Origin of the sequence: Streptomyces sp. NPDC006925 (genome assembly GCF_042869575.1) — a bacterium.
Taxonomy (GTDB): domain Bacteria; phylum Actinomycetota; class Actinomycetes; order Streptomycetales; family Streptomycetaceae; genus Streptomyces.
The window spans coordinates 451,599-470,797 of record NZ_JBIAGB010000002.1 but is presented as its reverse complement, the minus strand read 5'-3'; the positions used below and the strand labels follow the sequence as shown (position 1 = coordinate 470,797).

The 19,199-nt window shown below is 73.5% G+C and carries 15 protein-coding genes; 4 read left to right on the top strand and 11 right to left on the bottom strand.

From position 1 onward, the window contains the following. Positions 1 to 2 precede the first annotated feature (2 nt). The 8 genes from ftsW to rsmH form a co-directional block, all read right to left on the bottom strand. Positions 3 to 1,400 carry a putative lipid II flippase FtsW gene (gene ftsW, locus ACFYNS_RS04735; RefSeq protein ID WP_360300350.1) on the bottom strand — a complete coding sequence of 466 codons (1,398 nt, stop codon included), beginning with the start codon at positions 1,398 to 1,400 and terminating at the stop codon, positions 3 to 5. 51 nt (positions 1,401 to 1,451) lie between these two features. Further along, on the bottom strand, positions 1,452 to 2,879 hold the full coding sequence (murD, locus tag ACFYNS_RS04730; protein ID WP_388600887.1) for a UDP-N-acetylmuramoyl-L-alanine--D-glutamate ligase: 1,428 nt from the start codon (positions 2,877 to 2,879) through the stop codon (positions 1,452 to 1,454). A gap of 83 nt (positions 2,880 to 2,962) precedes the next feature. Next, positions 2,963 to 4,027: a phospho-N-acetylmuramoyl-pentapeptide-transferase gene (gene mraY / locus ACFYNS_RS04725; RefSeq protein ID WP_026004439.1), complete on the bottom strand. Its 1,065-nt coding sequence runs from the start codon at positions 4,025 to 4,027 to the stop codon at positions 2,963 to 2,965. A gap of 2 nt (positions 4,028 to 4,029) precedes the next feature. Further along, positions 4,030 to 5,463, bottom strand: a complete 1,434-nt coding sequence (gene murF, locus ACFYNS_RS04720; protein ID WP_360300356.1) for a UDP-N-acetylmuramoyl-tripeptide--D-alanyl-D-alanine ligase — start codon at positions 5,461 to 5,463, stop codon at positions 4,030 to 4,032. Further along, a complete protein-coding gene (locus ACFYNS_RS04715) occupies positions 5,460 to 7,319 on the bottom strand; it encodes a UDP-N-acetylmuramoyl-L-alanyl-D-glutamate--2,6-diaminopimelate ligase (protein ID WP_388600767.1) in 1,860 nt (619 codons plus the stop codon). Before ACFYNS_RS04715 ends, murF begins: the two co-directional genes overlap by 4 nt. A 12-nt stretch (positions 7,320 to 7,331) precedes the next feature. Beyond that, a complete protein-coding gene (locus ACFYNS_RS04710; protein WP_388600765.1) occupies positions 7,332 to 9,401 on the bottom strand; it encodes a peptidoglycan D,D-transpeptidase FtsI family protein in 2,070 nt (689 codons plus the stop codon). Continuing rightward, the gene (locus tag ACFYNS_RS04705; RefSeq protein ID WP_366772329.1) at positions 9,398 to 9,769 is read right to left on the bottom strand and encodes a septum formation initiator family protein; all 372 of its coding nucleotides are present in this window, start codon (positions 9,767 to 9,769) and stop codon (positions 9,398 to 9,400) included. The genes ACFYNS_RS04710 and ACFYNS_RS04705 overlap by 4 nt, the downstream gene beginning before the upstream one ends. 25 nt (positions 9,770 to 9,794) lie before the next feature. Further along, positions 9,795 to 10,721 (bottom strand): 16S rRNA (cytosine(1402)-N(4))-methyltransferase RsmH, encoded by a 927-nt coding sequence (gene rsmH, locus ACFYNS_RS04700; protein ID WP_388600885.1) that lies wholly within the window; start codon positions 10,719 to 10,721, stop codon positions 9,795 to 9,797. Positions 10,722 to 11,184: 463 nt separating this feature from the next. Here rsmH and ACFYNS_RS04695 point away from each other — a divergent pair, with 463 nt between their 5' ends. The 4 genes from ACFYNS_RS04695 (at position 11,185) to ACFYNS_RS04680 (ending at position 16,762) form a co-directional block, all read left to right on the top strand. Next, positions 11,185 to 11,712 (top strand): carbonic anhydrase, encoded by a 528-nt coding sequence (locus tag ACFYNS_RS04695; RefSeq protein WP_360302628.1) that lies wholly within the window; start codon positions 11,185 to 11,187, stop codon positions 11,710 to 11,712. A 144-nt stretch (positions 11,713 to 11,856) separates the two neighbouring features. Then, a complete protein-coding gene (locus ACFYNS_RS04690) occupies positions 11,857 to 12,948 on the top strand; it encodes a MoxR family ATPase (RefSeq protein WP_360302631.1) in 1,092 nt (363 codons plus the stop codon). Continuing rightward, complete coding sequence (locus ACFYNS_RS04685; protein WP_360302634.1) at positions 12,948 to 14,357, top strand: DUF58 domain-containing protein; 1,410 nt, start codon at positions 12,948 to 12,950, stop codon at positions 14,355 to 14,357. The genes ACFYNS_RS04690 and ACFYNS_RS04685 overlap by 1 nt, the downstream gene beginning before the upstream one ends. Then, entirely contained in the window at positions 14,354 to 16,762 is a 2,409-nt protein-coding gene (locus ACFYNS_RS04680) for a DUF3488 and DUF4129 domain-containing transglutaminase family protein (protein ID WP_388600762.1), read from the top strand. Before ACFYNS_RS04685 ends, ACFYNS_RS04680 begins: the two co-directional genes overlap by 4 nt. A gap of 311 nt (positions 16,763 to 17,073) precedes the next feature. Here the strand turns inward: ACFYNS_RS04680 and ACFYNS_RS04675 are convergent, their stop codons facing one another. From ACFYNS_RS04675 to ACFYNS_RS04665, 3 genes are all read right to left on the bottom strand, one after another. Beyond that, positions 17,074 to 17,490, bottom strand: coding sequence for a DUF3040 domain-containing protein (locus ACFYNS_RS04675; RefSeq protein ID WP_360303795.1), 417 nt, complete (start codon positions 17,488 to 17,490; stop codon positions 17,074 to 17,076). A 261-nt stretch (positions 17,491 to 17,751) separates the two neighbouring features. Continuing rightward, positions 17,752 to 18,528 carry a methyltransferase gene (locus ACFYNS_RS04670; protein ID WP_360303797.1) on the bottom strand — a complete coding sequence of 259 codons (777 nt, stop codon included), beginning with the start codon at positions 18,526 to 18,528 and terminating at the stop codon, positions 17,752 to 17,754. A gap of 94 nt (positions 18,529 to 18,622) precedes the next feature. Continuing rightward, the gene (locus tag ACFYNS_RS04665) at positions 18,623 to 19,183 is read right to left on the bottom strand and encodes an SAV_6107 family HEPN domain-containing protein (protein ID WP_388600761.1); all 561 of its coding nucleotides are present in this window, start codon (positions 19,181 to 19,183) and stop codon (positions 18,623 to 18,625) included. Between the last annotated feature and the right edge of the window lie 16 nt (positions 19,184 to 19,199).

The window sequence follows — 19,199 nt, the reverse complement described above, 5'->3', positions numbered from 1 at the left end:
TTTCACCGCTCTCCGGACGGCGGCCTTCCGGCGCGCCGTCTCATCGTCTTCTCTCTCTTCCGGCCGGGGGCGCTCCCCGTTCGCAGCGCCCCTGCCAGCCCTCCCCGGGACGTGCGCTGCCACAGGAGGGGCTGCCGCACGGCCAGGGCAGCGCGCGCCGCCGGATCGCTGCGCGCGAAGGCGATCAGCAGTCCGACCGCGAACATCGCCGGCAGCAGAGCGGACCCACCGTAGGAGAACAGCGGGAGGGGGACACCGGCGATCGGCAGCAGACCGAGCACCGCGCCCACGTTGATCACCGCCTGAGCGATGATCCACGTCGTCACGCCTCCCGCGGCATACCTGACGAAGGGTTCCTCCGTGCGTCCGGCCACGCGGATACCCGCATAGCCTAGAGCCGCGAAGAGGGCGAGCACCGACAGCGTCCCCGCCAGTCCGAGTTCCTCCCCGGTCACGGCGAAGATGAAGTCGGTATGGGGTTCGGGCAGTTGACCCCATTTTTCCACACTCGCGCCGAGTCCGGAACCGAACCAGCCGCCGGAGGCCAGCGCGTAGATGCCGTGCACGGCCTGCCAGCACCGGTCGTCGGGGCCGGGATCGGTGGCTCCGATGCAGGCCAGCCGGGACATCCGGTTCGTGCTGGAGGTGACCAGCAGCACGGCGGCGGTGAGCGCCACCGCGAGCACCCCCGTGAACAGCCGGGTGGGTGCGCCCGCCAGCCACAGCAGCCCGAACAGCACCGCGGCGAGGATGATGGCGGTACCCATGTCGCCGCCGAGCATGATGAGCGCGAGCAGCAGGAAGGCGACCGGGACCAGCGGCACCAGCAGATGCTTCCACTGGGTGAGCATCCTCTTCTCGCCCTTGCGCGCGAGCAGGTCGGCGCCCCACAGGACCAGGGCCAGTTTCGCGAACTCGCTGGGCTGGAGCTGGAACGGGCCGCCCAGGTGGATCCAGTTCTGATTCCCGTTCACCTCCTGCCCTATACCGGGGACCTGCACCAGGCACATCAGGAAGACGGAGGCGACGAGCAGCGGATAGGCCAGCGCCCGGTGCACGCGCACCGGCATCCGGCAGGCGGCCAGCAGCAGCACCGCGCCGATCGCGGCGGCCACCATCTGCTTGCGGAAGTAGTAGGTGGAGGGCAGTCCGGACTGGAGGGCCTGGATCTGCGAGGCGGAGAAGACCATCACCAGGCCCAGGACGATGATGAGCAGACTGCCGCCGAGAATCAGATAGTAGGCGGTCAGCGGACGGTCCCAGGCGCGCTTGGCCCGCGCGAAGGCACGCTGCGGCGCCGAGGTGCCCTGCGGTACGCGCGGGTGCCGCGGCGGGCGCACGGGCGCGGGCTGACTGCGCGCACGCCGGGGTGTGGGCGGTTTCGCCGATCGCGCCGTCATCCGTATCCCCTCCGTCTCACCCCCGTCCTCGGTCGGCGGGGAGCGGGGTCACTACTGCTCGCTCGGGCCCGCGGCGGCGAGGGCTCCGACCGCATCGGCGAACGCGTCGCCGCGTGCGTTGTAGTTGACGAACATGTCCATCGAGGCGCACGCGGGTGCCAGGAGTACGGTATCGCCGGGTCGCGCCAGGGACGCCGCCCGGCGGACGGCCTCCGCCATCGCCCCAGTGTCGGTGCGGGCGACGTCGGCCACGGGCACATCGGGCGCGTGTCGCAGCAGCGCTTCGCGGATCAGCTCCCGGTCGGCGCCCAGCAGCACCACGCCGCGCAGCCGCGGTGCGGCCCCGGCGACCAGTTCGCCGAACGTCGCCCCCTTGGCCAGTCCGCCCGCGATCCACACCACCGAGGGGTAGGCGGCCAGGGACGCCGCCGCGGCGTGCGTGTTGGTGGCCTTGGAGTCGTCGACGTAGGCGACACCCTCCACCTCGGCGACCCGGGTGATGCGGTGCGCGTCCGGGGTGAAGGCGCGCAGTCCGTCCCGTACCGCGGCCGCCGGTACGCCGAAGGCGCGGGCCAGCGCCGCGGCGGCGAGCGCGTTGGCGACGTTGTGCGGTGCCGGGGGGACCGCGGGGGTGGCGTCCGGCGCCGGGCTCAGGTCGTCGAACTCGGCCAGTTCCTGCGCCTGCTCCCGGCGGTCGGCGACGAAGGCGCGGTCCACCAGGACACCCTCGACGACGCCGAGTTGGGAGGGCGCCGGGGTGCCGAGGGTGAAGCCGATGGCGCGCGCACCCTCGACCACGTCGGCGGCCCGCACCAGGTCCTCGGTGCGGGGCGCCGCGGCGTCCGGGCCGGCGGGCTCGTCGGCGTTGTAGACGCAGGCGACCTGGTTGCCCTCGTAGATGCGGCCCTTGGCGGCGGCGTACGCCTCCATGGAGCCGTGCCAGTCGAGGTGGTCGGGGGCGAGGTTGAGGACGGCGGCGGAGTGCGCGCGCAGGCTGGGCGCCCAGTGGAGCTGGTAGCTGGACAGCTCGACTGCGAGCACGTCCAGGTCGCCGTAGGGCTCCTGCCCCAGGACGACGTCGATGAGCGAGACGCCGATGTTGCCGACCGCGGCCGTGCGCAGCCCGGCCGCACGCAGGATGCAGGCCAGCATCCGGACCGTGGTCGTCTTGCCGTTGGTGCCGGTGACCGCGAGCCACGGCGGGCTGCCGGGGCCGCGCAGCCGCCAGGCCAGCTCCACGTCGCCCCACACCGCTACCCCGGCCTCGGCCGCCGCCGCGAAGAGCGGGCTGGTGGGCTTGAAGCCGGGCGTGGTCACGACCAGCTCGGTGCCCTCGGGGAGGGTGCGGTCGTCGCCGAGCCGCACGGTGATCCCGAGCGCCTCCAGTTCGGCGGCCTGCCGGCGCGGACCCTCGCCGTCGCCGCCGTTGACGGCGGTGACCCGGGCCCCGAGCCGGTGCAGCACCTTGGCCGCGGGCATGCCGCTGACGCCCAGCCCGGCGACGGTGACGTGCTTGCCGGACAGCTCGGCGCCCAGCTCCGCCAGGTTCGTCCGGTCCTCGCTCACTTGCTCGCCGCCCAGCCCGCGTAGAAGATGCCGACACCGACGATGGCGCACATGCCCTGGATGATCCAGAACCGCACCACCACAAGGACCTCGGACCACCCCTTGAGTTCGAAGTGGTGCTGGAGCGGGGCCATCTTGAAGACCCGCTTCCCGGTGAGCCGGAAGGATCCGACCTGGATCACCACGGACATGGTGATCAGCACGAACAGGCCGCCGAGGATCGCCAGCAGCAGCTCGGTGCGCGAGCAGATCGCGAGCCCGGCCAGCGCGCCGCCCAGGGCCAGCGAGCCGGTGTCGCCCATGAAGATCTTCGCCGGGGAGGTGTTCCACCACAGGAAGCCGAAGCAGGCGCCCATCAGCGCGGCCGCGACCACGGCCAGGTCGAGTGGATCGCGTACCTCGTAGCAGCCGGGCCCGGCCGTGGCGATGTGCGCGCAGGACTCCTGGTACTCCCAGACGCAGATGAACACGTAGGCGCCGAAGACCATCACCGAGGCGCCGGTCGCCAGGCCGTCGAGGCCGTCGGTGAGGTTCACGCCGTTGGACATGGCCAGGATCATGAACAGGGCCCAGACCACGAACAGCACCGGTGGCAGTGCCCAGCCGAAGTCCTGGGTGAAGGAGAGCTTGGTGGAGGCCGGGGTGAGCTGCCGGGCGTCCTCGAAACTGAGTGCGAGGAGGGCGAAGGCGATGCCGACGATGAGCTGGCCGGCCATCTTCGCCTTCGCGCGCAGCCCGAGGCTCCGCTGCTTGACGATCTTGATGTAGTCGTCGAGGAAGCCGACCAGGCCCATCCCCGCGAACAGGAAGAGCACCAGCACACCGGAGAAGCTGGGCTGCTCCCCCGTGATGAGCTTGGTCAGCACGTAGGCGAGCACCGTCGCCAGGATGAAGGCGATACCGCCCATCGTGGGGGTGCCGCGCTTGCTGTGGTGGTTGCGCGGGCCGTCGTCGCGGATGAACTGGCCGTAGCCCCGTCTGGCGAGCAGCTTGATCAGCAGCGGGGTCCCGATCAGGGACAGGAAGAGGCCGATGACCCCGGAGAAGAGGATCTGCTTCATCGTCATCGGGCGGCGCCCTCACCCTCCCTGGACCCGTCCGCGAGGAGAGCCGCGGCCACCTTCTCCAGCCCCACCGACCGGGAGGCCTTCACCAGTACGACATCTCCCGCGCGCAGTTCCCCGCGCAGCAGGCCGACGGCCGCCTCAGTGCCGGACACATGCACCGACTCCTCACCCCACGAACCCTCGTTCTTGGCACCCATGTCGAGCCAGGCGGCCTCCCGGCCTCCGACTGCCACGAGTTTGCTGACGTTGAGCCGGACGGCGAGCCGTCCGATCGCGTCGTGCTCGGCGAGCGCGTCGTCGCCGAGCTCGGCCATCTCGCCCAGCACCGCCCAGGTCCGGCCCCCCCGGGCCTTCGCCGCCTCCCCCATGGCGGAGAGCGCGCGGAGCGCTGCCCTCATGGAGTCGGGATTGGCGTTGTAGGCGTCGTTGACGACCGTGACACCGTCGGCGCGCTCGGTGACCTCCATCCGCCAACGGGAGAGCGTGTCCGCGGAGGAGAGCGCATCGGCGATGTCCCCAGCGGGCATGCCCAGTTGGTGGGCGACGGCCGCCGCGGCGAGCGCGTTCGACACGTGGTGCTCACCGTACAGGCGCATGGTCACATCGCCGCACCCGGTAGGTGTGTGAAGGGTGAAAGCTGGTGTGCCGCGTTCCGACAACCGCACGTTTTCAGCCCGAACGTCCGCTTCCGGAGCCTCGCCGAAGAGCAGGACCCGGGCGCTCGTCCGTGCGGCCATGGCGCGGACGAAGGGATCGTCGGCGTTGAGCACCGCCACTCCCCCCTCCTCGGCCGCGGGCAGGTTCTCCACCAGTTCGCCCTTGGCCTGGGCGATCTGCTCCCGCCCGCCGAACTCGCCGATGTGGGCCGTGCCGACGTTGAGCACCACCCCGATCCGCGGCGGCGTCAACTCGGTGAGGTAGCGGATGTGGCCGATGCCGCGGGCGCCCATCTCCAGCACCAGGTGCCGGGTGGTCTCGTCGGCGCGCAGGGCCGTCAGCGGCAGACCGATCTCGTTGTTCTGCGAGCCTTCCGGCCACACCGTGGGCCCGAGCCGCCCCAGCAACTGGGCGATCAGGTCCTTGGTGCTGGTCTTGCCGCTGGACCCGGTCAGCGCGACGACCTGGGTGCCGAGCGTGCGCACGGCATGCCGGGCCAGCGCGCCCAGGGCGCGGGTGACGTCGTCGACGACGACGGCCGGGACACCGACCGGGCGGGTGGCGAGCACGGCGACGGCACCGGAGGCCACGGCGCCGACGGCGAAGTCGTGACCGTCGGCCCGCTCACCGGCGAACGCCGCGAAGAGCGTGCCGGGGCCCGCTTCCCGGGAGTCGATCACCACCGGCCCGGTGATCCGCGCGTCCGGGTCCGTTATGTCGTGCTGCCGTCCGCCGGTGAGGGCGGCGATCTCTGCGAGGGAGAGGGGGATCATCGCTTCTGGTTGTCTGTCCGGTGGTGCTCGACGGAAGGGGACGAAGAAGACAAGGGGTCGGAGGCGGACACAGGGGACGGGGACGGCGGTGCCGCCGGGGCGGCCGCGGCCTGCTCGGCCGCCCGGGCGCGGATGGCGTCGTGCAGCACCTGGACGTCGTCGAAGGGGCGCACCACTCCGGCGATGTCCTGACCCTGCTCGTGGCCCTTGCCCAGGACGAGGACGGTGTCACCCGGACCGGCGCGGCCGACGGCGGCCCGGATCGCGGCGGCGCGGTCCTCCTCCAGGAGCACGGTGCCGCGCTCGTAGGCCGGCACCTCGGAGGCGCCGCGGAGCATGGTGGCCAGGATCGCGAGCGGATCCTCCGAGCGGGGGTTGTCGGAGGTGAGCACCGCCGTGTCGGACAGCCGGGCGAGCGCCGCGCCCATGCCCGGCCGCTTGTGCGGATCGCGGTCGCCGCCGCAGCCCAGGACGGCGTGCACGGCGCCCTCGGTGACCTTGCGGACGGCGTAGAGCACCGACTCCACGGCGTCCGGCTTGTGTGCGTAGTCGACGATGGCCAGGTAGTCCTGTCCGGCGTCCACCCGCTGCAGCCGGCCGGGGACACCCGGGACGGTGCCGATGCCCTCGGCGGCCGTGCTCGGGTCGATCCCGGCGACGACCAGCGCGGTGAGCGCGGCCAGCGCGTTGGCCACGTTGAAGGGCCCCGCGAGCGGCGCGGCGGCCAGCACTTCCCGTCCGTCGGGTCCCACCGCGGTGAACGTCGAGCCGAGCGGGCCGACCTCCACGTCCCGGGCCCGCCAGTCCGCGTCCGGGTGGCCCTCGGCGGAGAAGGTGGTGACGGGGAAGCCCTCGCCGCGCAGTTCGGTCAGCAGCCGGAAGCCGTACTCGTCGTCGAAGTTGACCACCGCCGCCCGCGAGCGCTCCGGGGTGAAGAGCTGCCGCTTGGCCTGGAAGTAGTCCTCCATGTCCGGGTGGAAGTCGAGGTGTTCGGGGCTGAGGTTGTTGAATACCGCGACGTCGAAGACACAGCCGTCGACCCGGCCGAGGACCAGCGCGTGGCTGGAGACCTCCATCGTCACCGAGCCGACCCCGCGCTCGCGCATCACTCCGAACAGCGCCTGCAGGTCGGTGGCTTCGGGCGTGGTGCGCTCCGACTTGATCCGCTCGTCGCCGATCCGCGACTCGACCGTGCCGATCAGTCCGGTCAGCCCGCCGCCGTCCGCGGCGCCCGCGGCGCGCGGCTCGCCCTTCTCGGCGGCCTTGCGCAGCCCGCCGTCCACCAGGTAGGCGGTCGTCGTCTTGCCGGAGGTGCCGGTGATGCCGATCTGGAGCAGATCGTCGCCGGGAGTGCCGTAGATGGTGGCGGCCAGCTCCCCCATCCGGCCGCGCGGGTCGGGCACCGTCAGCACCGGCAGCCCGGTGGCCTCGCCCCGCGCCGTACCCCCGGGATCGGTCAGCACCGCGGCGGCGCCCAGGCTCTGGGCCTGCTCGACGAAGTCGGCGCCGTGCAGCCGGGCGCCGGGCAGCGCGGCGTAGATGTCGCCGGGGCGCACGGCGCGCGAGTCGTGGGTGATGCCGGTGACGGACACGCCGGGGTCCGCCGCTTCGCCCCCTTGCGGCGCAGCGCCGGAACCGGTCGCGGACGCGTCGGCGTCCAGCAGCCGGGCCAGCTCCGCGAGCGGAACGGGTACGACCCGTGCGGGGCGGGGCGGCCCGGGGAAGGACTCGGGGGAGGTCTGATCAGCTTGTGGCACGGCGGTGAGCGTACCGGGCGGGGAGCCCGCGCCGCGAAGCGAGGGGCGCGGCGGTGCCGACCCCCGGGGGTTGCACTCGCTCTCAGTGATCGTTCTCACGTCGCGCATGACTCAGTCGTCCCGGCTCTTGCCCGCGAGCACAGGCAGCTTCGCGGGCTTGGCCCCGGTCGGGGGGATCTGCAGGGTCTTGAGGGAGAACTTCATGACCTTCTTGTAGACGGGTCCGCACACGTCGCTGCCGAAGTAGCTGCCCTTCTTGGGGTTCTGGACGGCGCAGTAGACGGTGATCCGGGGCTTGTCGGCGGGCGCGAATCCGGCGAAGGAGGAGGTGTAGCCGTGGTAGCGGCCGGTCTCGGGATCCACCCGGTTGGCCGTACCGGTCTTCCCCGCGACGCGGTAGCCGGGGATCTTGGCGGTGGTTCCGGTGCCCTCCATGTCGGAGACCACGGATTCCAGCATCCGGGCGAGCGTCTTGGCCGTCTTCTCGCTGACCACCCGGCGCTTGTCCGGTGCGTCGGCGGGCCGGTAGTGGCCGTCCGGGCCGGTGGTGCCGCGGACGAGCGTGGGGGCGATCCGCTCCCCGCCGTTGGCGATCGTGGAGTAGATGGAGGCGGCCTGCACGGCGTTCAGGGACAGGCCCTGGCCGAAGGGGATCGTGTACTGCTGGGAGGCGCTCCACTTGCCGGGCTCGGCCAGCAGGCCGTCGGTCTCGCCGGGGAAGCCGAGCCCGGTGGGCCGGCCGATGCCGAACTTGCGCAGATAGCGGTACAGCACCTTGTCGGCCTGCTGCTGCGTGCTGCCCAGCTGCTCGGTGGCGAGGATGGTGCCGATGTTGCTGGATTTGGCCAGGACGCCGTTGAGGGTCAGGTGCCAGGTGGGGTGGTCGATGTCGTCGGCGAAGGAGCGGTCGGCGCGCTTGAGCCGGTTGGGCACCGTGACCGCCGTCCGGGGAGTGGCCTTGCCCTCCTCCAGGACGGCGGCCATCGACATCACCTTGCTGGTGGAACCGGGCTCGTAGGCGTCCTGGACCGCAGGACTGCCGAAGGAGTCGACCTTCGCGCCGCGGATGTCGTTCGGGTCGAAGCCCGGCGCGCTGGCCATGGCGAGCAACTGGCCGGTCCTGGTGTCCTGGACGACCACGTAACCGCTGTCCGCGTGCGACGCGGCCACCTGGTCGGAGATCGCCTGCTGCGCGGACCACTGGATGTCGCGGTCCAGGGTGAGCTCCACGTCCGAGCCCGGCTCGGCCGCCTGCTCGCGGACGCCCGCGGTGGGGACCTGGCGGCCGCCGGACTGAGCGTAGGTGACCTTGCCGTCCTCCCCCGCCAGCGTGCCGTTCAGCTTCGCCTCCAGACCGGCGCCGCCCTTGCCCGCGGAGTTGACGAAGCCGAGCACGGTGGCGGCCAGCTCCTTGTTCGGGTAGACCCGTTTGGCGTGCTTCTCCTGGTAGATCCCGGCCAGCACGTCGGGCTTCCCGCCCCCGGGCGCCGCCGCGGCCTCGTCGGCGAGCCGGGCCTTGAGCTTCTTGATCTTGCGCCAGGTCTGCGGGGTCTGCTGCCGGGCGAGCAGCACATAGCGGGTGCCCTGCCGCGAGAGCTTCTCGGCCAGCTCGGCGGGCTTCCTGTCGAGCAGCGGCGCCAGCAGTTCGGCGGCCCGCTCGGGGGCGTCCTCGATCTTCGTCTGCTCCGGGCTGAACAGATACGGGTCGGCGGTGATGTCGTGGGCGTCCACGGTGCTCGCCAGCGCGGAGCCGTCCCGGGCGCTGATGGTGCCCCGCTCGGCCGCGAGGGGGACGGTGATGTAGCGGTTGACGGCGGCCTTGTCCGCGTAGGCGTTCGCGTCCACGGCCTGGACCTGCAGCAGCCGCACCGTGAAGACCAGCATGACCAGCGTCAGCCCCACGGCGACCAGCCGCAGCCGAGGCCGCGGGTTCACCAGCCGCAGCCGGGCCGCGCCGCCGCCCCGCGGGGGGCGTGTGCCGCCGCCCGGGCGGGCCGCGGGGGGCCGTGCGCCGCGGGACGCCGCGGCCGGGGCGGGCCGGCCCGGTCCGGGGACCCGGCGCGGCTTCGCGGTGCGCTTCCGGTCGCCGGTGCGGTTCCGGTCGCCGCTGCGGTCCTGCCCGGACGCCTGCCGGGGGCTCCGGCGGGCGCCGCGGCCCGACTCGCGGGGACGCTCGCTCACGGGTCCTCCTGCCCGCCGCGTGCCGGGCGGGGATCGCCGCGCACGGAGCCGTCGGGGTCCAGGAAAACGGGGGTGTCGCCGGGGACCAGGCCCTGTTCCCGGGCCCGCTCCTCCAGCCGGTCCGGCGCGGAGTAGCCGTCCACCTCCTGCTGGAGGGCCTGCTGCTGGTCGGTCAGCTCCTCGGTCTGCTTCTCCAGTCTGCTGAGCTGGAAGGAGCCCTTGTTCAGGGAGGCGTTCAGCAGCAGCAGGGCCAGCAGGCCGCTGCCCAGCAGCAGGACGATCAGCAGGACGAACGGGGCGCGGGCTGCCGGCGAGCCCCCGACGGGGACCAGCCGGGCCAGCCGCGCGAGGCGCTGCTGCGCTGTCATGTCCCCTCCCGGATGCGGCGGCCGGTCATGTCGCCTCCCTGATCCGCTGGGCGGCGCGCAGCCGCGCCGGCGCCGCCCGCCGGTTCTCGGCGATCTCCTCGTCGGTGGGCAGCTCGGCGCCGCGGGTCAGCAGCCGCAGCCGGGGCTGGTACTGCTCGGGCACGACGGGCAACCCGGGCGGCGCCGTGTTGCGGGAGCCGGTGGCGAACAGCTGTTTGGCCAGCCGGTCCTCCAGCGAGTGGTAGGCGAGGACGACCATCCTGCCGCCGACCGCGAGCGCCTCCAGCGCGGCGGGCAGGGCCCGCTCCAGCACCGTCAGCTCCCCGTTGACCTCGATGCGCAGCGCCTGGAAGGTGCGCTTGGCCGGATTGCCACCGGTGCGCTTGACGGCCTGCGGCAGCGCCTCCCGGATCACCTCGACCAGTCGGCCGCTGCGGGTGAACGGCTCCTTCTCGCGCTCCCGCACGACAGCCTCGACGATCCGGCGGGCCTGCTTCTCCTCGCCGTAGGAGCGCAGGATGCGCACCAGGTCGCCCGGCGGGTAGGTGTTGAGCACCTCGGCCGCGCCGGGCCCGCTCGACTGGTCCATGCGCATGTCCAGCGGCGCGTCCTGGGCGTAGGCGAAGCCCCGGTCGGCCTCGTCCAGCTGGAGCGAGGAGACCCCCAGGTCGAACAGGACCCCCTGGACGCGCGGCACCTCCAGCCGGGAGAGCACCTGCGGCAGCTCGTCGTAGACGGCGTGCACCAGAGTGGCCCGGTCGGCGTAGGGGGCCAGTCGTTCGCCCGCGAGTTCGAGTGCGGCCGGGTCCCGGTCCAGGCCGATGAGGCGGGCCGCCGGGAAGGTGGACAGCAGCGCCTCGCTGTGGCCGCCCAGGCCCAAGGTGCAGTCGACGACGGTCGCACCGGGCTCCGCCAGCGCGGGAGCGAGCAGGTCCAGGGTGCGCCGGAGCATCACCGGATTGTGGCGTTCGCCGATGGGCCGCTCGTTGGTGGTCACTGTGCCCTCTCAGATCTGGCGGGCACCGTGCACATGCTCCTTGGTCCCCGCCCGCTCGAAGGGGAGCGGCCGCCCGCGCCGAACGGGCGCCGGAGGCCGGGAGCGGGAGGAGGCCGAGCCGCACGTGCGCGCCCGCGCACGCGAGGGGATTCGGGGGTCCTTGGGGAGAGTGTTCGCCTCCCACTTCGCGTCACTTTAGTCCACTCGTCCCCTCGGTCAACTACGGGACCAGGCGCGTCCCGACAACGAGTGACACCCGCGCGCGCAGTCGACGGCGCCCGCGCACGCGACTGCGGTGTACACCCGGACGGAGGAGGCGACAATAGGCCGTGTGGGTTACCTCACACCCTCGCGCGCCGTCCGATTTCACCACTCTCCGGGCAGGCCGTCCGCTCGGGGAACGTCTAACGTCGTACACATGTCGATACCCACACCTGACCCGCAGTCCGCACCGTCCGTGACCGACGAGCTCGTCACCGCGAACCAGCAGTACGCGGACGGCTTCACCGACCCGGGCATGGACGCCCGCCCGGTCCGCTCGGTCGCCGTCGTCGCCTGCATGGACGCCCGCCTGGACCTGCACGCCGCGCTGGGGCTGGAGCTGGGCGACTGCCACACCATCCGGAACGCCGGCGGCGTGGTCACCGACGACGTCATCCGCTCCCTCACCATCAGCCAGCGCGCCCTGGGCACCCGTTCCGTGGTCCTCATCCACCACACCAACTGCGGACTGCTCAACCTCACCGAGGATTTCCGCCACGAGCTGGAACTGGAAGTGGGCCAGCGGCCGTCCTGGGCAGTCGAGTCCTTCAAGGATCTGGACCAGGACGTGCGCCAGTCCGTCGAACGGGTACGGACCTCGCCCTTCCTGCTGCACCGGGACGACGTCCGCGGCTTCGTCTTCGACGTCACGACGGGCCTGCTGCGCGAGATCGCCCCGGCCTGACCCGGCAGGACCGCGGCCCGGAGCCACCCGGAAGAGTGACGGGAGGGCCCGTCGCCGTGAAGAATACGCAACGACGCACACTGCAGGGCCCGGTGGAACGCACGCGGCGGGCACATACAACGGGGATGGGGCCGAGGAGGGCCGGTGACGACCTATGACGAGCGGGCGGACCTGAGCGAACTGAGCGCCACGGCGGGCGAGGTGCGCCGCTGTGTCGAATCGGTGATCGAAGGGAAGCCCGACGTCGTCCGGCTCTCGCTCACAGTGCTGCTGGCCGAGGGGCATCTGCTGATCGAGGACGTGCCCGGCGTCGGCAAGACGATGCTGGCCAAGGCGCTGGCCAGAACGATCGACTGCTCGGTGCGGCGGATCCAGTTCACCCCCGATCTGCTGCCCTCCGACATCACCGGGGTCAGCGTCTACGACCAGCAGCGCAAGGACTTCGAGTTCAAGCCCGGGGCCATCTTCGCGCAGATCGTGATCGGCGACGAGATCAACCGCGCCTCCCCCAAGACCCAGTCGGCGCTGCTGGAGTCGATGGAGGAGCGCCAGGTCACCATCGACGGGCAGACCTACGAGCTGCCCGACCCGTTCATGGTCGTCGCCACTCAGAACCCGGTGGAGATGGAGGGCACCTATCCGCTGCCCGAGGCGCAGCGCGACCGGTTCATGGTGCGGGTCTCCATCGGCTATCCGAGCCCCGCGGCCGAGTTGGAGATGCTCGACGTGCACGGCGGCGCCTCCCCGCTGGAGGACCTCCAGCCGGTGGCGCACGCGCACGACATCGCCAAGCTGATCGGGATGGTGCGCGGCGTACACGTCTCGGACGCGGTGCGGCGGTACGCGGTCGAGTTGGTGGCCGCCACCCGCTCGCACTCCGAGCTGCGGCTGGGCGCCTCGCCCCGCGCGACGCTGCACCTGCTGCGGGCCGCCAAGGCGTCGGCCGCGCTCGGCGGGCGCGAGTTCGCGCTCCCCGACGACGTGCAGTCGCTCGCGGTCCCCGTCCTGGCACACCGGCTGCTGCCCACCGCGCAGGCCCAGTTGAACCGTCGTACCGCCGAGCAGGTGGTGTCCGAGATCGTGCAGCAGGTGCCGGTGCCCGCCGTCGGCCCCGGTCCCGGCCCCGCCGCGCCCAGAACGGCACCGCCCGGTCCGGCTCCCTACGGGCCGCCGCCGACTGCCGGACAGCAGGCACCCCTGAATCGGCCGCAGACCGGGCAGCCCCGGGGCTACTGATGGCCTACGGAGCGGCCCCGGGCCCCCCGTCCGCTTCCGGACCGGCCTCCGGCGCGGCAGCGCCCGGTGACGGGTCCGGTCCGCAGGAGCGGAGCGGCTCGCTGCGCCGCGCATTCGGCGGCCTGACCACGCGCGGCCGCTCCTTCCTGGCGGCCGGGCTGGCGGCGGTGCTGTGCGCGTACCTGCTGGGCCAGGACGAACTCCTGCGGGTGGGCGTGCTGCTGGGGGTGCTGCCCCTGGTGTGCGTGCTGGTGCTGCACCGCACCCGCTACCGTGTGGCGGGCTACCGCAGGCTGTCGCCCTCGCGGGTACCGGCGCGCTCGGAGGCCCGTGTGCACCTGCGGGTGGACAACGTCTCGCGGCTGCCCACCGGGCTGCTGATGCTGCAGGACCGGGTGCCCTACGTGCTGGGGCCGCGGCCCCGGTTCGTCCTGGACCGGGTGGAGCCGGGCGGTCGCCGCGAGGTCTCCTACCGGGTCCGCTCCGACCTGCGCGGACGCTATCCGCTGGGCCCGCTCCAACTGCGGCTGACGGACCCGTTCGGGATGTGCGAGCTGACGCGCTCGTTCAGCACCTGGGACACCCTCACCGTCGTACCGCCCGTCGAGGCGCTGCCGCCGACCCGGTCGGCCGGGCGGACCGGCGGCTACGGGGAAGGGCGGCAGCGCGCGCTCGCCCTGGCCGGGGACGACGACGTGATCCCGCGCGGCTACCGGCACGGCGACGACCTGCGCCGGGTGCACTGGCGTTCGACAGCACGCTACGGCGAACTGATGGTGCGCCGCGAGGAACAGCCGCAACAGGCCCGCTGCACCGTCCTGCTGGACACCCGCCGGGCCGGCTACCCCGGCTCGGGGCCCGACTCCCCGTTCGAGTGGGCGGTCGCGGGCGCCGCTTCGGTGTGCGTGCACCTGCTGGAGCGCGGCTGCTCGGTCCGGCTGCTGACCGACACCGGAGCCGCCGCGCCCGGACCGGAGAACGGGGGCTTCCTCGCGGAGAACCCGGACACGGCCGGACTGCTGCTCGATACCCTCGCCATCGTCGAACACTCGAACGAGCAGGGGCTGGCCGGGGCCTACGACGCGCTGCGCGGCGGGGACGCCGGACAGCCGGGGCTGCTGATCGCTTTCCTGGGAGCGCTGGACGAGGAGCAAGCACTCACCGTCGGCCGCCTGCGGCAGCGCTCCGACCGCGCGGTGGCCTTCGTGGCCACCCCCGCCCAGCTCCCGCAAGGCGGCACCGGGCAGCCGGCAGCGGACGCCGCCGAGCCGCCCGGAACCGAGGCCGCGGCCGCGCTGCGCGTCCTGCACGAGGCGGGGTGGACAGCGCTGACCGGCGGGCCCGGGACGCCGCTGGCCGCACTGTGGCAGGAAGCCGAGCACGCGAGCGCGAAGGGAGCGGAACGATGAGCGGACGGGGGCGGCTCGCATTCTGCGCCGCGCTGGCGACCCTGGCCGCGGCCTGCGCGCTGCTGCCGCTGGTCGAGCCGGCGGCCTGGCTGATCCAGGCGGCGGTGCTGATCGGCGTGCAGGCCGGAGTGGGTGCCGCCGCCCGCCGGGTCCCGCTCGCCCGCCCGCTGACCGTGCTGGCGCAGGCGCTCACCTCGCTGCTGCTGCTCACCGTCGTCTTCGCACGCTCCGCCGCGCCGGCCGGATTCCTGCCGGTACCCGGGGTCTTCACCCACTTCGCCGCCCTGTTCGAGCAGGGCGTCCAGGACGTGAGCCGGTATGCGATACCCGCGCCGCTCACCGACGGCATACGGCTGATGCTGATCGGCGGAGTGCTGCTGATCGGCCTGCTGGTGGACACGGTCGCCGTGACCTACCGCAGCGCCGCCCCGGCCGGGCTGCCACTGCTCGCCCTGTACTCGGTGGCGGCCGGGCTCTCCGAAGGCGGCGCACGCTGGCTGTGGTTCCTGTGCGCCGCGGGCGGCTATCTGCTGCTCCTGCTGGCCGAGGGGCGGGAGCGGCTCTCCCAGTGGGGCCGGGTCTTCGCCGACCGCAGCCGGCCCGGTGCGGCGCCGCACCAGCCGGGCAGCGTCGGAGGCCCCGCGGCGGCACCCGTGCGCACCGGGCGCCGGATCGGAGTGCTGGCCCTGGGCGTCTCGCTGCTGGTACCCGCCGCGCTGCCCTCGCTCAGCGGCGGCCTGCTCGACGAGGTGGGGACCGGCGGCGGAGGGGTGCGCGGACAGGGCGGCGGCACGGTCTCGGCGGTGAACCCGGTGGTCGCGCTCAAGAACAGCCTCGACCAGCCGCAGGACCGCACCGCGCTGGTCTACCGGACAGACGGGGGCGACAACGACGACAACGGGCTCTACCTGCGCATCGTCGCGCTGGACAGGTTCGACGGCGCCCAGTGGAAGCCCTCCGAGCGGCGGATCGGCGAGATCCCGGACCAGCTGCCCGCCCCGCGCGGGCTGGGGTCGGACGTGCGGACCAGCCCGGTGCGCACCACCATCCAGGCCAGCGACGCCTACGCGCAGGACTGGCTGCCCATGCCCTTCCCCGCCGACCGGGTGCGCCTTGAGGGCAAGTGGCGCTTCGAGCCCGAAGGCCGCACCCTGGTCGGCTACGACAAGCAGACCACCCGCGGGCTGCGCTACACGGTCGAGAGCCTGCAGGTGCGGCCCACCGCCGAGCAGCTGCGCAACGCGCCCGACCCGCCGCCCGCGCTGGAGCGCGAGTACACCGCCGTTCCCGGCACGCTGCCGGACGTCGTCCCCAGGACCGCACGCCAGGTCACCCGCGGTGCGGCGAACGACTACGAGCGCGCGGTACGGCTCCAGGACTGGTTCGCGACCGAGGGGGGCTTCGCCTACGACACCGAGGTGGAGGCGGGCACCGGCGTCAACGCCATCGCCGACTTCCTGCAGCAGAAGGAGGGCTTCTGCGTCCACTTCTCCTTCGCCATGGCCTCGATGGCCCGCACCCTGGGCATCCCGGCCCGGGTCGCGGTCGGATTCACCCCCGGCACGGCGCGCGGCGACGGCGCGATGGAGGTCGGCTTCCAGGACGCGCACGCCTGGCCGGAGCTGTACTTCGAAGGTGTGGGCTGGACCCGCTTCGAACCCACCCCCACCCGCGGCAGCACCCCGCCCTACGCCCGGCCGGACGCACCGGATCCCGACCGCGACTCCGGCGAGGTGCTGCCCGACCGCCGCGGGAACGACGAGCCCACGGTCGCCCCGTCGCCGTCGCAGGAGTGCACCGCCCAGCAGAAGCGCTCCGACCCCGAGTGCGGGCTGGCGGCTCCGCTGCCCGGCTCCGGGGGCTCCGAGGAGGGGCCGTCCGCGGCCGCCGTCGCCGGTATCGGCGGCGCGTCACTGCTCCTGCTGGCGCTGTTGCTGCTGCCGATGCTGCTGCGGATGAGGAGACGCTCCCGGCGGCTCCGGAGCCGGCCCGGGGGTACCGGTCCGGAGAGCGCCGAGGGGGTGCTCGCCGCCTGGCAGGAACTCCTGGACACCGGATGGGACTACGGGATCGTGCCGGAGGAGTCCGCGACCCCGCGCACGGCCGCCGAGCGGCTGGCCCGGGTGGGAGAACTCCAGCCCCCCGAGGCCGAGGCGGTGCAGCGGATCGCACTCGCGGTCGAACAGGTGCTGTACGCGCCCGAGCCGCGGCCGGCCCCCGGGATCACCCGCGACGTGCAGCGCGTCCGGGCCGGGCTGCGCGCCGCGGCGCCCCGCACCCTGCGGGTCCGGGCCCTGCTGCTGCCCCCGTCCACGGGGCGGCTGCTGCGGGCCGCCGGCCACCGCGGGCGGACGCTGCGGGCCCGCTGGACCCGCGCGGCGCGCCGACCCCGCCCGGCCGAGTAGCCGGGCGGGGCAGCCCGGCACCGGCTCCGGGTCCGGTCGGGTGACCCGGGGCCGCACGGCGGTGCGCCGGACACGGTGGGCGGGACAGCATCCCGCGGGAACACGTGCGGCGGTGCGGGAGCCCCGTGAGGGTTCCCGCACCGCCGGAGGATCTGCGTTCGGAGGACCGCGCCGCCGTCGCCGTAGGGGCCGTCGCCGCGCAGCGGGGGCACCGCGGGCACGACACGGGCGGTTGTCCGGGCCGCGTCACGCCGCCGCGTGACGTTGCGAGGAAGGGCGAAAGTATGCGGAACGGGGTGGTGACCCCGCCGTCAGTGGTGGCCCTCGTCGCGGCGGCGCTGCCACCGCTCCTCGATACGGGACATCACCGACCTGCGGTTCCGTGGCTGCTGGCGACGCGCCGAACCCGAGCCCTGCGAGGACTCGCCCTGGCTCGCGGCCTGCTCCTCACCCTGCTTGGGCGCCTTCCGCCACCCGGTCACGGCGAGGACCGCACAGCCGAGCATGACCAGGAAGCCGACGACGCTGATCCAGATCTGCTGAGCGACCATTCCGGCCATGAGGAGCGCGATACCCACCAGAAAGCCCGCCACCGCTTGGTAGACCCGCTTGCGGGTGTACCGACGCAGCTCACTTCCCTCGAGCGCTGTTGCGAACTTGGGATCTTCGGCGTACAGCGCTCGCTCCATCTGCTCGAGCATCCGCTGCTCGTGCTCAGAGAGCGGCACGGAGTCCTCCTACTCGTCGGTCGCGGGGGCGACCGGATGCGACTCTTTCAGGATAGGCAGGGAATCGCCCCCGTGAAACCCGCCCCTCTACGCCAATTCCTCCCACCACACCCGATATGACGGACGGGGTGCCCACGGTGTGCTCCGTTCATTCCCGCACCACCTTTCCGCCATGCCGGACGGCGTGCTTCGATCATACGGCGCGCAGCGGTTGATCGGGCGGTCGTGCGAGCAGACCCCCGCCGGACGGCGGGTGCGGCGTCAGCGGTCGGCGGGTCGCAGCCCGCGGGGCGGGATCTCGGCGAGCACATGGAGCTGGCTGGCCACGGACTGGAAGTCGGGCAGCTCGGCGGCGGCCGCCTCCAGCCGGGCCAGCGCGTCCAGCGCGTCCGGCTCGGTGTCCACCAGCGCGCCGGGCACCAGATCGGCGAAGATCCGTACGCCGTGCACGGAGATCACCTCGAGCCCGGTGCTGGTCACCAGCGCCGTCAGCTGCTCGGGGGTGAAGCGGCGGGGCATGGGGTCGCTCTCGCCCCACCGCCCGCCGGGCGAGGCGAGGGCGTGCCGGGCCTCGGTGAAGTGCCCGGCCAGCGCCCGCGCCAGAACGGCCCCGCCCAGTCCGGAGGCCAGCACACTCAGCGTGCCGCCCTCCTCGCGCAGCGCGGCGACGGCGTTGCCGAGGCCCTCGGCCGGGTCGTCGACGTACTCCAGGACGCCGTGGCAGAACACCACGTCGTACGCACCCCGCTCGGCGACCTCGAAGAGGCCCCGCACATCGCCCTGGAAGCCGCGCACCCGGTCGGCCACTCCGGCTTCGGCGGCACGCCGCTCCAGCGCGAAGAGGGCGTCGGGGCTGGGGTCGACGACGGTGACGCGGTGCCCGAGGCGGGCGACGGGCACCGCGAAGTTGCCGGTGCCGCCGCCGGTGTCGAGGACCTCCAGTTCGGTGTGGTCCGCCAGTTCGGCGCGCTGGTCGAGGGCTCCCCTGAGGACGTCCCAGACCACGGCGGTCCGGAGGGTTGCGCTGGGGCGGGACATGCGGTGGCTCCTCGGCTCAGGGACGGGCGGATCCCACCCTATTGCCTCCGCCGCCCGCCGATCCGCCCGGCGGGGCCCTGGCCGCCACGGCTCCTCACCCCGCCCGCCGGTCCCGGGGGTGGGCGGGCCGGGCGGGGTGCTCGTCCCCCTCGGCCGTGCGGGGCTGCGGCAGCGCCGGCTGGGTGAGGAGCATCCGCTCGACGAGCCGGAGGAACATCCCGGCGTAGTGGGTCAGGTCGTCGGCGTCGCGCGGGTCGGCGGCTCCGGCTATGCCCGCCTCGGCCCGTGCCCGGCGGTCGGCGCCGGAGGCGAAGAGCGCCGCCCACTCGGCCAGTTCGGGGGCGACTTCGGGCAGCACCTCCCAGGCGCTGCGGATGGCGGGGCGGCGCGGCCTGCGCGGGGCGCCGCCCCGGCGGCGGGCGGGGGCGGGGTCGGCGGTGCCGCGTACGGCGAGGACGGCGGCGGCCGTGCGCAGTGCGGCGAGGTGGGCGGTGGCGTACCGCTCGTTGGCCGGCTGGAGCGCCGCCGCTTCGTCGAGCCCGTGCCGGGCCTGCGCGAGCAGGTCGCGTGCGGCGGGCGGGGCGGTGGCCCTGCGGAGCACGGGGTGGATGTCGTGGGGGTGGCTGGCGGGCGGCGCTGTCGGCTGCGGGGGCACCGGGCGTGCTCCCCGG